This window comes from Enterobacter sp. 18A13 (genome assembly GCF_007035975.1).
GTDB lineage: Bacteria > Pseudomonadota > Gammaproteobacteria > Enterobacterales > Enterobacteriaceae > Enterobacter > Enterobacter vonholyi.
Window position 1 is genome coordinate 2,383,010 of sequence record NZ_AP019634.1, and the last position, 13,318, is coordinate 2,396,327.

General features: G+C 60.0%; 13 protein-coding genes. 8 read left to right on the top strand and 5 right to left on the bottom strand.

All coding sequences use genetic code 11. The annotated features are described in order from the left end of the window. Positions 1-153: 153 nt before the first annotated feature. The 3 genes from cscK to FOY93_RS11655 all read right to left on the bottom strand — a co-directional run bounded on the left by cscK (position 154) and on the right by FOY93_RS11655 (position 3,921). The gene (gene cscK / locus FOY93_RS11645) at positions 154-1,044 is read right to left on the bottom strand and encodes a fructokinase (protein ID WP_133294463.1); all 891 of its coding nucleotides are present in this window, start codon (positions 1,042-1,044) and stop codon (positions 154-156) included. Between the two features lie 88 nt (positions 1,045-1,132). Next, the gene (locus tag FOY93_RS11650; RefSeq protein WP_143345151.1) at positions 1,133-2,344 is read right to left on the bottom strand and encodes a diguanylate phosphodiesterase; all 1,212 of its coding nucleotides are present in this window, start codon (positions 2,342-2,344) and stop codon (positions 1,133-1,135) included. A 95-nt stretch (positions 2,345-2,439) separates the two neighbouring features. Further along, positions 2,440-3,921: an alpha/beta hydrolase gene (locus FOY93_RS11655; RefSeq protein ID WP_136194903.1), complete on the bottom strand. Its 1,482-nt coding sequence runs from the start codon at positions 3,919-3,921 to the stop codon at positions 2,440-2,442. A 266-nt stretch (positions 3,922-4,187) separates the two neighbouring features. On the opposite strand from FOY93_RS11655, the gene FOY93_RS11660 reads away from it, so the two are divergent. From FOY93_RS11660 to FOY93_RS11690, 7 genes are read left to right on the top strand one after another with little or no spacing between them, the layout of a single operon-like run. Beyond that, positions 4,188-5,042, top strand: coding sequence for a MurR/RpiR family transcriptional regulator (locus tag FOY93_RS11660; protein WP_111963604.1), 855 nt, complete (start codon positions 4,188-4,190; stop codon positions 5,040-5,042). A gap of 12 nt (positions 5,043-5,054) precedes the next feature. After that, the gene (gene ddpX, locus FOY93_RS11665) at positions 5,055-5,630 is read left to right on the top strand and encodes a D-alanyl-D-alanine dipeptidase (protein ID WP_111963605.1); all 576 of its coding nucleotides are present in this window, start codon (positions 5,055-5,057) and stop codon (positions 5,628-5,630) included. A 15-nt stretch (positions 5,631-5,645) separates the two neighbouring features. Next, a complete protein-coding gene (locus tag FOY93_RS11670) occupies positions 5,646-7,178 on the top strand; it encodes an ABC transporter substrate-binding protein (RefSeq protein ID WP_143345152.1) in 1,533 nt (510 codons plus the stop codon). Positions 7,179-7,200: 22 nt separating this feature from the next. After that, the gene (locus FOY93_RS11675) at positions 7,201-8,223 is read left to right on the top strand and encodes an ABC transporter permease (RefSeq protein WP_008501701.1); all 1,023 of its coding nucleotides are present in this window, start codon (positions 7,201-7,203) and stop codon (positions 8,221-8,223) included. After that, positions 8,220-9,113 carry a D,D-dipeptide ABC transporter permease gene (gene ddpC / locus FOY93_RS11680; RefSeq protein WP_143345153.1) on the top strand — a complete coding sequence of 298 codons (894 nt, stop codon included), beginning with the start codon at positions 8,220-8,222 and terminating at the stop codon, positions 9,111-9,113. The genes FOY93_RS11675 and ddpC overlap by 4 nt, the downstream gene beginning before the upstream one ends. Then, positions 9,113-10,099, top strand: coding sequence for an ABC transporter ATP-binding protein (locus tag FOY93_RS11685; protein WP_133294470.1), 987 nt, complete (start codon positions 9,113-9,115; stop codon positions 10,097-10,099). The genes ddpC and FOY93_RS11685 overlap by 1 nt, the downstream gene beginning before the upstream one ends. Then, positions 10,092-11,021 (top strand): oligopeptide/dipeptide ABC transporter ATP-binding protein, encoded by a 930-nt coding sequence (locus tag FOY93_RS11690; RefSeq protein ID WP_133294471.1) that lies wholly within the window; start codon positions 10,092-10,094, stop codon positions 11,019-11,021. Before FOY93_RS11685 ends, FOY93_RS11690 begins: the two co-directional genes overlap by 8 nt. On the opposite strand, the gene FOY93_RS11695 is transcribed toward FOY93_RS11690, so the two are convergent. Beyond that, positions 11,018-11,767, bottom strand: coding sequence for an SDR family NAD(P)-dependent oxidoreductase (locus FOY93_RS11695; protein WP_133294472.1), 750 nt, complete (start codon positions 11,765-11,767; stop codon positions 11,018-11,020). The two genes, FOY93_RS11690 and FOY93_RS11695, sit on opposite strands and share 4 nt — an antisense overlap. Positions 11,768-11,881: 114 nt before the next feature. Here FOY93_RS11695 and FOY93_RS11700 point away from each other — a divergent pair, with 114 nt between their 5' ends. After that, positions 11,882-12,787: a LysR family transcriptional regulator gene (locus FOY93_RS11700; protein ID WP_133294473.1), complete on the top strand. Its 906-nt coding sequence runs from the start codon at positions 11,882-11,884 to the stop codon at positions 12,785-12,787. Positions 12,788-12,810: 23 nt separating this feature from the next. Here the strand turns inward: FOY93_RS11700 and FOY93_RS11705 are convergent, their stop codons facing one another. Beyond that, entirely contained in the window at positions 12,811-13,239 is a 429-nt protein-coding gene (locus FOY93_RS11705) for an OsmC family protein (protein ID WP_023311893.1), read from the bottom strand. Between the last annotated feature and the right edge of the window lie 79 nt (positions 13,240-13,318).

Genomic DNA, 13,318 nt, shown 5'->3' on the forward strand with positions numbered 1-13,318 from the left:
AGTCATTAAACGTGCTAAATTGCTAAACCGGTTTAGGTTGCTGATACTAAACCTGTGAATTTTGAATCGGCAATCTTTTTTGCTAAACCGTTTTAGTAAGTGTGATCGAGGCGACAATTCAGGCCGCCGGATGGCGGCCAGTGAAGGGAGGAATTACAGTTCGTGCTGCCAGGGCAACGCGGTCATCGCCCCTTTGGCGGTGGTGGCCAGCGCGCCGCAGCGCTGGGCGAGCGCGATAACCGGCGTCAGGTCCTGCCCGGCAGCCAGCCCGTAGAGCAGTCCCGCCACGAAGGCATCGCCCGCGCCGGTGGTATCGACACACTCAACGGGCGTTGCCGGATAGTGCTCCACGGCGCCGTCATGCCAGGCGATGACGCCCTCTTTACCCTGAGTGACCAGCACCAGACGCGCCGGGCAGCGCTGCATCAGCACCTCCAGGCCAACGTTGACCTCCGCGCTGCCGGTGAAAAAGGCCAGCTCTTCTACCGAAAGTTTCACCACGTCGGCGCTTTGCAGGGCCTGCTCCAGGCAGCCATGCAGTGCGTTCTCATCCGGCCAGAGGTCCGGGCGAATATTGGGGTCGAAGCTGACGTAACCGCCCGCTTCACGGATGGCGGCCATTGCCTCAAATGTCGCAGTACGGCTCGGCTCGGCGCTTAGCGCGATGGAGCAGACGTGCAGCCACTCTCCGGCGCTAAACGGTGGCAGATCGGCGGGTTCCAGAAACAGATCGGCGCTCGGGCGCACCATGAACGTAAACGAGCGCTCGCCGTGGTCGTCGAGATCGACCACTACCGTTGAGGTGCGGTGCGCCGGGTCAAGGCGCATCCACGTCACGTCAACCCGCTCGTCAGCGAGCGTTTTCGCCATAAAGCGCCCGAAAGGATCGTCGCCAACCCTGCCGATAAAGGCGCTCTGGCCGCCGAGCCGGACAATACCGACCGCAACGTTTGCCGGTGCGCCGCCGGGACACTGCAGCAATCTGCCTTCTCCATCTGGCAGTAAATCCACTACCGCATCGCCAAGTACCCAGATTTTCTTCATGTGATCCTCTTAGCTAAACTATGTTAAACCGTTTTAGCTATTTAAGCACAGGCCGGGCAAAGGGGAAACAACGGGAGGGAAAATTGGCTTAACGCACCAGATGAGGCCAGTGAATATCACCAACGCCATTTAGCTGCGGCCGGGCAAACAGGAAGCCCTGGAAACGACGGATACCGGCGGATTCAAGCCAGCACCACTCTTCTATTTTCTCAATACCTTCAGCCACCAGGGTGATTTCCAGATCGGAGCAACAGCTGATGATGGAGCGCACGATCGCCTGCTTCGGGCCGCTCAGGTGGATGTTGCTGACAATTTCGCGGTCGATTTTAATCTTGTCCGGCTGGAAGCGGGTCAGCAGCGAAAGCCCGGCATAGCCCGAACCAAAATCATCGATCGCCAGGCCAATCCCCTCGCCGCGAAGCTGCTTGATGGCGCTGTTAAACTGGTTGAACCCGGAGATCATCTCGTTTTCAGTGACTTCAATGACCACCTGCTCCGGCTGAAGGCCATGCTTTTTAATCTGATTGACCAGAAATTCCACGGCGCCGGGGACATTCACCAGCGACATGGGCAGCAGGTTTACCGCGATTTTATGGCTGCCAATGCCCAGCTTTTCCGCCAGCGCAAAGGCATAGGCTTTTGTCTGGAGATCGACTTCGTAGATTCTGTCCGGGTCGACAGTGCTGAAGAAATGCTCCGGGCTGCCGCCGTCGTTGCTACGGATAAGCGCCTCAAGGGAGCTGATCTTCCCTTCCGAGGGCTCGACAATAGGCTGCAGCGCAAACTGGCAGGTTTGCCCGGCAATCAGGCCCAGATGTTCGCCAAAGGGTAGCGTTTCGGTCGAGAGCGTCCATTTGTCCGCGGTGTAGCGTGCCCCCGACGGGGCCGGACGTTTACCGGTTATAAAGGTCTGAATAAATTTGAACACCCGATCGTCGGAGGTCAGATAGCTCTCCAGCTTGCTGTAGCGCAGCACCGACTGCAGCACCTCTTTCGGCGACTGCGTTTGCAGATCAAATAGCAGCATGCCGACGTTTTCGAAGCGTCTGCGCGGACCATAGTCCCGCAGCAGTTCTACCACCCCGCTGTGCCGCTTGTCCTCACGGATGGTATGGAACAGTTTGACCACACTATCTTCGGACCCTTCGAGGATCTGCAGAACGTCGTTCCCTTTAGCCAGGAGGACGCCGGTAATATCCAGTTTTGTGTTGCGGCCCCTGGCGCGCTCCACCAGCTCCCGCAGTTCGGTGGACGGGCGGGATAAATTCAACTGGCTTCGGTAAATCAGAGTCGTCAGCACAAAAATGGGTTCCGATGAGAAAAAGAGGTGCCTTGAAGCTACTATTTAACATACTTAATCAATGCGACCTAACTTATTCACACCACAAAGGAACGTTACTTTCCCCCGTCGCCAATCCGGCTGTCGATCCTCTCCTGCATATAGTCGTAGAACGGGTTCGAGGTGACCCGCATCAGCGCCTCTTTTCCGACGCTCAACACGGACGTTTCTCCCCAGAGCGCAATCGTCCCGAGGCTGATGCCGTAGCGGTTTTTCACTGCAGGTTCACGACCATAAAGATCGTCATCCGGCGGGAACGGCACCGCAACGTGCGACAGGGAATAGACATCCTGCGGCCAGGACTGCGCAAGCGGCACGACCGTCTCCTGCGTGCTGCCTGCTGGAGTGATTTTCGCCACCGTCGAGAAACTGTGCTCGCCGGCATTGGTGATAACAGTGACACTGTAACGCCTTTGCGCAACCGGCAGCAGCGCCGAGGTTGCCGTCCACGACGACGGTTTGAACAGCGGACGGAAGCTGGCTGCCTGATTGATGTCAAACACCACCAGTTCGCTGCCGTTTGCCGGAAGCTGGTCAAACAGGCCGGTCACCACCGCGCGGGTGCTGACCGTAGAATCCATGACCGACTGGAACGCCAGCACCGGCGGCAAATTCGCCAGCCTGTTTTCCCGCGCCTCACGGCCAATCTGCTCCTGCAGGGCCTTCGTCAGCAGCCAAGACTGGCGAGCGGCGTTAACCGGGAAAGAATTGTATTTATACGGATTATATTCCGGCGCAATATTCAGCCAGGCTGCTTTAGCAAACGCCGGCAGCAGCGCCGGTAACCCGGCGAACCCGGCAAAGCGCGCAAAGGACGTCACGCCGATCATCGGTGAGAGCAGGATCACCTGCTGGGGTTTACGCAGCGCAGAAGTGTCAAGCGCATCGAGGGTATATTTCATCGCCAGCGCCCCGCCGTTGGAGTAGCCCACCAGATGCAAAGGCACAGCTTCACCCGCCAGGCGCGTGGCTTCCCGCACCGCAAGACGCGTCGCCGCCAGCCACATCTCCCAGTCAACGTCCGTCAGCGCGCCGGGCGCGGTGCCGTGCCCGGGCAGACGCGGGACCACGGCCACAAAGCCGTGCTGCTGATAGTTCACGGCAAGACGCCTGACGCTGTAAGGCGAATCCGTCAGCCCGTGCAGCAGCACCACCGCGCCGCGTGGCTTTCCGGCCGGCATCAGCACTAAGGAGCAGTTGGCATCGGGGTCAAACTGACCGGGCCACACCAGGCTCTGGCGGTAATAGCGGTTTAACGGGGTTTGTTCCTCGCCCGCTGTTTTCGCCGTCACCGCGTTATCCAGATCGGTGAAAATCGCCCTTTCCCGGGCCTGATACCCGGCAAAGTCGGTGTTGTCCATCTCGCGCGCGGACATTTCATTGGCCCGCCAGGTGTGCCACAGGTGCAGTTCCGGCCCCTGCTGCGAGAGATAGACCCGCACCGCCAGCAGGACGACCAGTACGATCCCCACGATCATTCCTGTTTTCTTTGCAAGCGCGATCAGGCGCACGCTGACTCGCCAGGGCAGATTTGCCATGCCGGGATCCCTTTTATATTCACAGTACATCTATCTTATCAAAAATGTGAACGGACTGACGTATTCACCAAATTCATACCTGCCCGCTCAGCCAGTGCACCAAAAGTGAACTACGCTGCACAAATGTTGATCATTGGTTAACTAAATATTGCATGAAGTTTACTGCGCAGCGGGTTTTCGCCCGCCTGTGAATATGGCACGCGTCATGCATTGTTAACCGGGTAACACAAATTCGACCATTGACAGCCTGTTAACAGCGAGGCGATATGACGACGAAACCTGAGATGCTGAGCCGTATCGAAGCGACGTTCAGCCAGCTCACGCCCAGCGAAAAGCGGGTCGGAAGCTGGCTGCTGGCGCACGCCGCGCAAATCCCGTTTGAAACGGCGGAAAGTGTGGGTCAGGCGAGCGGGACCAGCGGAATTACCGTCGGACGCTTCCTGCGCAAGCTGGGGTACCGCAACCTGGAAGATGCCAAAAAAAGCCTGCGCGATCCGTATCAGCCCTGGGGCATGAACGAGCGGCTCGACTCCTGGCAGCAGCAGCGCCCTCTTTCCAGCCGCCTTCAGCACGCCCTGTCGCTGGAAGTGGATGCCATCACGCAGGTGTACCAGCTGGCGCAAACGGACGCCTTCCGCCAGGTGGTACACCATCTGGCCCACGCGGACGCGGTCTTTGTGCTGGGGATCCAGTCCACGCGCGGGATCGCCAACGCTTTCTTCAGCCACCTTGAATACCTCCGCCCGCGGGTGAGCTACTCCGAAGGGGCATCCGGCAGCTGGGTGGAATCCCTGAACTCGGGGTTCTCGCACCCTTATGTCGTGCTGACAGATACGCGTACCTACTCCGCAATGGCGCGCCAGTACTGCCGCGTCGCGAGCGAGAAAGGCATTCCGCTGGCCTTAATCACCGACATCTGGTGCCCGTGGGCGCGGGATTACCCGATGGATTTGCTGCAGGTGAAAACCGATACCGGTCATTTCTGGGATTCACTTGCCCCCGTAAGCTGCCTGTTCAACCTGCTGCTGTCGGGCGTGGTGGAAGCGCTGGGTGATGCGCTTCCGGCTCGTCTGGCGGTAAACCGACAATTACAACAAGAGTTTGGTCAATTCGAACGCTAAAGGAGCGGAGCTATGCCCGTAGAGAGTGAACTGATTGATGTGGCGAAGACGTTCCCCACGCTGCATATCGATCTGAAATACGCCACCGCCGACAACATCACCGGCCGTCCGATCTATCAGGAGGCGCTGTGCCTGCTGCATACCGATGCCGCTACCGCGCTGGCAAAAGCCATCAGCATTGCCACGCTGGCCGGGCTGAAGCTGGTGGTCTACGACGCCTATCGGCCGCAGCAGGCGCAGGCTCAGCTGTGGGAGGCCTGCCCCAACCCGGAATACGTGGTCGACGTGGCGATTGGCTCCAACCACAGCCGCGGCACGGCCATCGACGTCACCCTGATGGACGAACATAACGCCGTGCTGGATATGGGCGCCGGTTTTGACGAAATGCATGACCGATCGCATCCGTATCACCCCTCCGTGCCGCCGCACGCCCAGCGTAACCGTCTGCTGCTGAACGCCATCATGTTTGGCGGCGGTTTTGTGGGTATCAGCAGCGAATGGTGGCACTTCGAACTGCCGAACGCCGCCAGCTACCCGCTGCTTGACGACCGTTTTGCCTGTTTTCCCCTGACGCACACCTCTCTTTGAACCTGGAGCACTGCCATGAAAACATCGCTTCTCACGACCATCATTGCCGCCACGCTGGCCCTGAGCGCACCGCTGGCGCTGGCTGCCGTCCCGAAAGACATGCTGGTCATCGGTAAAGCCGCCGACCCGCAAACGCTCGATCCGGCCATCACCATTGATAACAACGACTGGACCGTCACCTATCCGTCCTACCAGCGTCTGGTCAAGTACAAGCCAGGCTCTACCGAGGTAGAAGGCGATCTGTCGACGGGCTGGAAAGCTTCCGACGACCAGAAAGAGTGGACCTTCACCCTGGCGGATAACGCCAAATTCTCCGACGGCACGCCGGTTACCGCCGAGGCGGTCAAACTCTCCTTTGAGCGCCTGCTGAAGCTCAGCCAGGGGCCGTCTGAGGCCTTCCCGAAAGATCTGAAAATAGATGCCGTTGATGACCATACGGTGAAGTTCACCCTCAGCCAGCCGTTCGCGCCTTTCCTCTACACCCTGGCAAACGACGGGGCGTCCATCATTAACCCGGCGGTGCTGAAGGCCAATGCCGCAGACGATGCGCGCGGTTTTCTGGCGCAAAACACCGCCGGTTCCGGGCCGTTTATGCTGAAAAGCTGGCAGAAAGGCCAGCAGCTGATCCTGGTCCCTAACCCCCACTGGCAGGGTGAAAAGCCGCACTTTAAGCGCGTATCGGTGAAAATTATCGGTGAGAGCGCCTCGCGCCGACTGCAGCTTTCCCGCGGCGATCTGGACATTGCCGACTCCCTGCCGGTCGATCAGCTCGCAGCGCTGAAGCAGGAAGGTAAAGTCGCCGTCGCGGAATACCCGTCCCTGCGCGTGACTTACCTCTATCTCAACAACGGTAAAGCGCCGCTCAATCAGGTGGATTTACGCCGGGCCATCTCCTGGGCGACGGATTACCAGGGGATGGTGAAAGGCATTCTGAGCGGCAACGGCAAGCAGATGCGCGGCCCGATCCCGGAAGGCATGTGGGGCTTTGACGCCACGGCAATGCAGTACAGCTTTGACGAGGCCAAAGCCAAAGCGGCGCTGGAGAAGGTCAAAGACAAACCCGCCAGCCTGACCTTCCTCTACTCGGACAACGATCCGAACTGGGAGCCTATCGCCCTCTCCACTCAGGCCAGCCTCGGCAAGATCGGCATTAACGTCAAGCTGGAAAAACTGGCCAATGCGACCATGCGCGACCGCGTCGGAAAAGGCGATTACGACATTGCCATCGGCAACTGGAGCCCGGACTTTGCCGACCCGTACATGTTCATGAACTACTGGTTCGAATCGGACAAAAAAGGGCTGCCGGGCAACCGCTCGTTCTATGAGAACAAAGAGGTCGATTCCCTGCTGCAGGCCGCGCTGAAAACCACCGACCAGGCAGAACGCACCAAAGATTACCAGCAGGCACAGAAGGTGGTTATCGACGAGGCGGCCTACGTTTATCTGTTCCAGAAAAACTACCAGCTGGCGATGAACAAAGAGGTCAAAGGGTTCACCTTTAATCCGATGCTCGAGCAGGTGTTCAACATCGCCACCATGAGCAAGTAACCGTTTCGCCGGGGGAAAGCGTATGACGTTCTGGAGCATAGTGCGCCAGCGCTGCTGGGGGTTACTCCTGGTGGTGGCCGGTGTCTGTATTATCACCTTTATTATTTCGCACCTGATCCCCGGCGATCCGGCCCGTCTGCTGGCCGGCGATCGCGCCAGCGACGACATCGTGCAGAACATCCGCCAGCAGTTAGGACTGGACCAGCCCCTGTACGTTCAGTTTGGCCGCTACGTGGACGCCCTGGCCCACGGCGATTTAGGCACGTCCATCCGTACCGGACGCCCGGTCGCGGAAGACCTGAAGGCCTTTTTCCCCGCCACGCTGGAGCTGGCATTTTGTTCTCTGCTGCTGGCGCTGGTCATCGGCGTGCCGCTGGGGATTTTGTCGGCGGTCTACCGCAACCGCTGGCTGGATCACCTGGTGCGTTTAATGGCGATGACTGGCATCTCCACCCCGGCCTTCTGGCTTGGGCTGGGCGTCATCGTGCTGTTCTACGGGCACCTGCAAATCCTGCCGGGCGGCGGGAGGCTGGACGACTGGCTCGACCCGCCGACGCACGTCACCGGCTTTTATCTGCTGGACGCGCTCCTTGAGGGCAACGGCGAGGTCTTTTTCAATGCGCTGCAGCACCTGATTTTACCCTCGCTGACGCTGGCATTTGTCCACCTGGGCATCGTCGCACGCCAGGTCCGTTCGGCGATGCTGGAGCAGCTTAGCGAGGACTACATTCGTACGGCCCGCGCCAGCGGCCTGCCCGGCTGGTATATCGTCCTGCGCTACGCCCTGCCGAATGCGATGATCCCGTCGATTACCGTGCTCGGGCTGGCGCTGGGGGATCTGCTGTACGGCGCCGTGCTGACCGAAACCGTCTTTGCCTGGCCGGGCATGGGGGCCTGGGTGGTGACGTCCATTCAGGCGCTCGATTTCCCTGCCGTGATGGGCTTTGCCGTCGTTGTTTCGCTGGCCTACGTGCTGGTTAATCTGGTGGTCGATCTGCTTTACCTGTGGATTGACCCGCGAATCGGGCGCGGAGGTGCCGAATGATGTTAACGCAGGAAACGCCCGTCCCGGTTAAAACCACCAGACAACGCATCAGCTGGGCAAAGCTGTTCTGGATGCTGCGTCAAAGCCCGCTCACGATCGTTGGTGGCGTCATTATGCTGGTGATGCTTTTCATTATGGTGGCCGCGCCGTGGATCGTGCCGCACGACCCAAACGCGCTGGATCTGACCGCGCGCCTGCAGGCGCCGTCTGCGCAGCACTGGTTTGGTACCGACGAGGTGGGCCGCGATCTGTTCAGCCGCGTGCTGGCGGGCAGCCAGCAGTCCATTACCGCCGGGCTGGCGGTGGTGGTGATTGCGGGCGGCATCGGTTCGCTGCTGGGCTGTCTGTCCGGCGTGCTGGGCGGGCGCGGCGACGCCGTCATCATGCGGGTGATGGACATTATGCTCTCGATACCTTCCCTGGTGCTGACCATGGCGCTGGCCGCCGCGCTCGGGCCGAGCCTGTTTAACGCCATGCTGGCGATTGCGATTGTCCGCATTCCGTTTTACGTCCGTCTGGCACGCGGGCAAACCCTGGTGGTGCGCCAGTTTACCTACGTGCAGGCCGCCCGCACCTTTGGCGCCTCCCGCTGGCATTTGATCCGCTGGCACATCCTGCGCAACGCCCTGCCGCCGCTGATTGTGCAGGCGTCGCTGGACATCGGCAGCGCCATCCTCATGGCCGCCACACTGGGGTTTATTGGCCTGGGGGCGCAGCAGCCGACCGCCGAATGGGGCGCGATGGTGGCCGTCGGCCGTAACTACGTTCTGGACCAGTGGTGGTACTGCGCGTTTCCCGGTGCGGCGATTTTGATAACCGCCGTGGGCTTTAACCTGTTTGGCGACGGTATCCGCGATCTGCTGGATCCGAAATCGGGAGGTAAACAGTGATGACCGATCCGGTACTCAAGATTGAAGACCTGCATCTGAGCTTCCCGATTTTTCGCGGCGAGGTTCACGCGCTGAACCACGTCTCGCTGGAGATCGGCAGGGGTGAAATTGTCGGCGTGGTGGGCGAATCCGGTTCGGGTAAATCGGTGACCGCCATGCTCGCCATGCGTCTGCTGCCGGAAGGCAGCTACCGCATTCATCATGGTCAGGTGAAATTACTCGGCGAAAATGTCCTGACGGCATCCGAGAAACAGCTTCGCCAGTGGCGCGGCGCAAAGGTCGCGATGATTTTTCAGGAGCCCATGACCGCCCTCAACCCGACGCGGCGAATTGGCAAACAGATGGTCGAGGTGATCCGCCAGCATCAGCCGCTTTCCCGGCATGAGGCGCAGCAGAAGGCGATTACCCTGCTGGAAGAGATGCAAATCCCGGATGCGAAAGCGGTCATGGCGCGCTATCCGTTTGAGCTGTCCGGCGGGATGCGCCAGCGGGTGATGATCGCCCTTGCCTTCTCCTGCGAGCCGGAGCTGATTATTGCCGACGAACCGACCACCGCGCTGGACGTCACCGTCCAGCTGCAGGTGCTGCGCCTGCTGAAGCACAAGGCGCGGGCCAGCGGCACCTCGGTGCTGTTTATCAGCCACGATATGGCCGTGGTGTCGCAGCTCTGCGACAGGATGTACGTGATGTATGCGGGCAGCGTGATCGAGAGCGGTGCCACGCAAACGCTGATCCACCAGCCTGTGCATCCCTACTCCATCGGCCTGCTGCAGTGCGCACCGGAGCACGGCCAGCCGCGCGCCCCGCTTCCCGCCATCCCCGGCACGGTCCCCAACCTCAGCCAGCTTCCGCCGGGATGCGCGTTCCGCGAGCGCTGCTTTGCCGCCGGGGCGAAATGCAGCGAAACGCCGCGCTTAGCGTCCACTGGCGCAGAAGGCCAACAGGCCGCCTGCTGGTATCCACAACGGGAGAAAGTCCATGTCTGATGTACTGCTGGAACTGGATAGCGTGCACGTCAATTTTGCAGCGCGGAAAAACTGGCTGGGGCGCGTGACGGAAAAGGTCCATGCGCTTAACGGGCTCGACCTTGAGATCCGTCGGGGAGAAACGCTCGGTATCGTCGGGGAATCGGGCTGCGGGAAAAGCACGCTGGCCCAGCTGCTGATGGGCATGCTTAAGCCCAGCACCGGCGCCTGCCAGCGGGCGCACCATGCGGGCGGCATGCAGATGGTGTTTCAGGATCCGCTCTCCTCGCTCGACCCGCGCCTGCCGGTCTGGCGCATTATCACCGAGCCGGTATGGGTGCAAAAGCGCAGCAGCGAGCGTGAACGCCGTCAGCTGGCTGAAAACCTGGCGCTGCAGGTGGGCATTCGCCCGGAATATCTCGACCGGCTTCCGCACGCCTTCTCCGGCGGGCAGCGCCAGCGCATTGCCATCGCCCGGGCGCTCTCGTCCGATCCGGATATTATCGTGCTTGATGAACCCACCAGCGCGCTGGATATTTCCGTGCAGGCGCAGATCCTCAACCTGCTGGTGACCCTACAACAGCAGCGTAATCTGACCTACGTGTTGATCTCGCATAACGTCTCGGTGGTCAGGCACATGAGCGACCGCGTGGCGGTGATGTACCTTGGGCAGATTGTGGAGCTGGGCAGCGCCGCACAGGTGCTTGGGGAGCCGCGCCATCCTTACACCCGTCTGCTGCTCGATTCGGTTCCCCGCACCGGTGAACCGCTGGATGAGACGCTGGCCTTACGCAAAACGGAGCTTCCCGGCAACCGTCATCTGCCCGAAGGCTGTTTTTTCCGCGACCGATGCCCGATGGCCGCGCAGGGGTGCGAGCGTCCTCAGCCGTTACAGCCCTCTCGCGAGGGCCGTGACGTCCGCTGCTGGCGCAGTCTGGGTTAAATTTGCGCCATCCCGCCGTCCACGAACAGCTCGGTGGCGTTAATAAAGCTGGCCGCGTCGGAGGCCAGAAACGCCACCGCTTTCCCCACCTCGCCCGGCGCGCCTAAACGGCCGAGCGGCACCTGAGCGGCCAGCGCGTCGTACAGACCCTGACGGTGTTCTTCCGGCACCAGATCGCCGAGACCAGGCGTTTTGATCGGGCCCGGGCTAACCACGTTGACGCGGATCCCACGGCCCTGCAAATCCAGCGCCCAAGAGCGGGCAAAGTTGCGCACGGCGGCCTTACTGGCGCTGTAGACGCTAAAGTTTGCCGTCCCCTTAATGGAGACCGTCGAGCCGGTCATAATAATCGACGATCCGGCGGAGAGCAGAGGCAGCGCCTTCTGCACCGTAAACAGCACCCCGCGGACGTTGGTGCCGAAAATCCGGTCAAACTGCTCTTCGGTGATCGCGCCCAGCGGCAGCATATCCCCGCCACCCGCATTGGCGAACAGAATATCGAGGCGGCCTTCTTCTTTGGCTATCCGGGCATAGACCTCGTCCAGATCCGCCAGTTTTGACACGTCCGCGCGAATGCCCACTGCCGTTGAAGCAATTTCTGCGACCGCCGCGTCAAGCTCGGCCTGACGGCGTCCGGTGATGTACACCTTCGCGCCCTGCGCCGCCAGCTCCTGCGCCGTGGCAAGACCAATGCCGGTGCTGCCGCCGGTGACCAGTGCGATTTTTCCTGAGAGAGTCGTGTTCATGTCATTTACCTTTTGGTGGGTTTGCGTTGGACAAACTTTAGCCCTTGCAGGATTAGTGAAAAACCGGCAAAAATGAAAATGACTATTCACATACAGAAATAATAAGAGGTCATCATGGACCAGCTCATGGCGATGCGCGCCTTTACGCGGGTCGTGGAATCCGGAAGCTTTACCCGCGCGGCGGACTCGCTGAATATGCCGATCGCCACCCTGAGCAAGCTGGTCAAATCGCTTGAGGCGCACCTGGATATACGCCTTCTGCACCGCACCACTCGACGGGTGGTCGCGACGCCTGAAGGGATGGAATACTATGAAAAAGCGCTCAGGGTCTTGATAGATATCGAAGACATCGACACCGCGTTTCGCATTTCCCGCGCGACGCCAAAAGGGCATCTGCGGGTTGATATAGGCGGATCCACCGCCCGCGACGTGCTTATCCCCCTGCTGCCGGATTTTATGCGGCGCTACCCGGAGATCCGCATCGACCTTGGGGTAGCCGATCGTCCGGTGGATCTCATCAGCGGTAACGTAGACTGCGTCATCCGCGGCGGGCCGCTGAACGACTCTACCCTCATCGCCCGCCATATTGGCAACGCCGAAATGGTCACCTGCGCGACGCCGGGTTACCTGAAAAACCATGGCGTTCCGGCCTATCCGCAGGAGCTGTGCAACGGCCACAAGCTCATTAGCTACCTCTCGCCCGTCACCGGGCGGGCATTTCCGTTTCGCTTCAGAGAGAACGGCGAGACGCTGGAAATCAACGTTCCGCATTATCTCGGCGTAAATGAAAGTAATGCCCATCTGGCGGCTGCCGCGGCGGGGCTGGGGATCGTTCAGACCTTTGAGTATTCGGCAAACGCGTATTTACGGGCGGGAACGCTGACGGCGATTCTGAGCGACTGGCGCCCTGCCGCCTATCCGTTTCATGTGGTTTACCCTCAGAACCGGCATCTGACGCACCGTCTTAAGGTGTTTATTGCGTGGCTGGCGGAGGTGTTTCCCGCCGCGCTGAAGGGATAGCCGGGCGCAAACCCGGCTGCGGTTTAATTAAGCTTATAGTCCAGCGTAATCTCAGCCTTCAGGAGCTGCGATACCGGACAGCCCGCTTTTGCTTTCTGAATAATGCCATCGAACTGCTGGGGGGCGATGCCTGGAACGGTGACCTTGCTTTTCAGGGCAACCTTTGTGATGGCAAAGCCGCCGTCGGTTTTATCCAGAGAGACGTCCGCCGTGGTATCAATAGAGTCAGCGGTATAGCCCGCTTCACCGAGCATCAGCGACAGCGCCATCGAAAAACAGGCCGCATGTGCCGCGCCAATCAGCTCTTCGGGGTTGGTCCCCTTTTCGCCCTCAAAGCGGGTATTGAAACCGTAAGGCTGTTGATTGAGAACGCCGCTCTCGGTGGAAACCGTCCCTTTACCGCGCTTAATGTCGCCAGACCAGTGTGCCGAACCGTGCTTATGAATAGTCATTCTTGCTCTCCTTTTGGCTTACAAAGGGTTAAGTATAGACTACGCATCTGACCCACTCTGGAACACAGACAATTCCAGG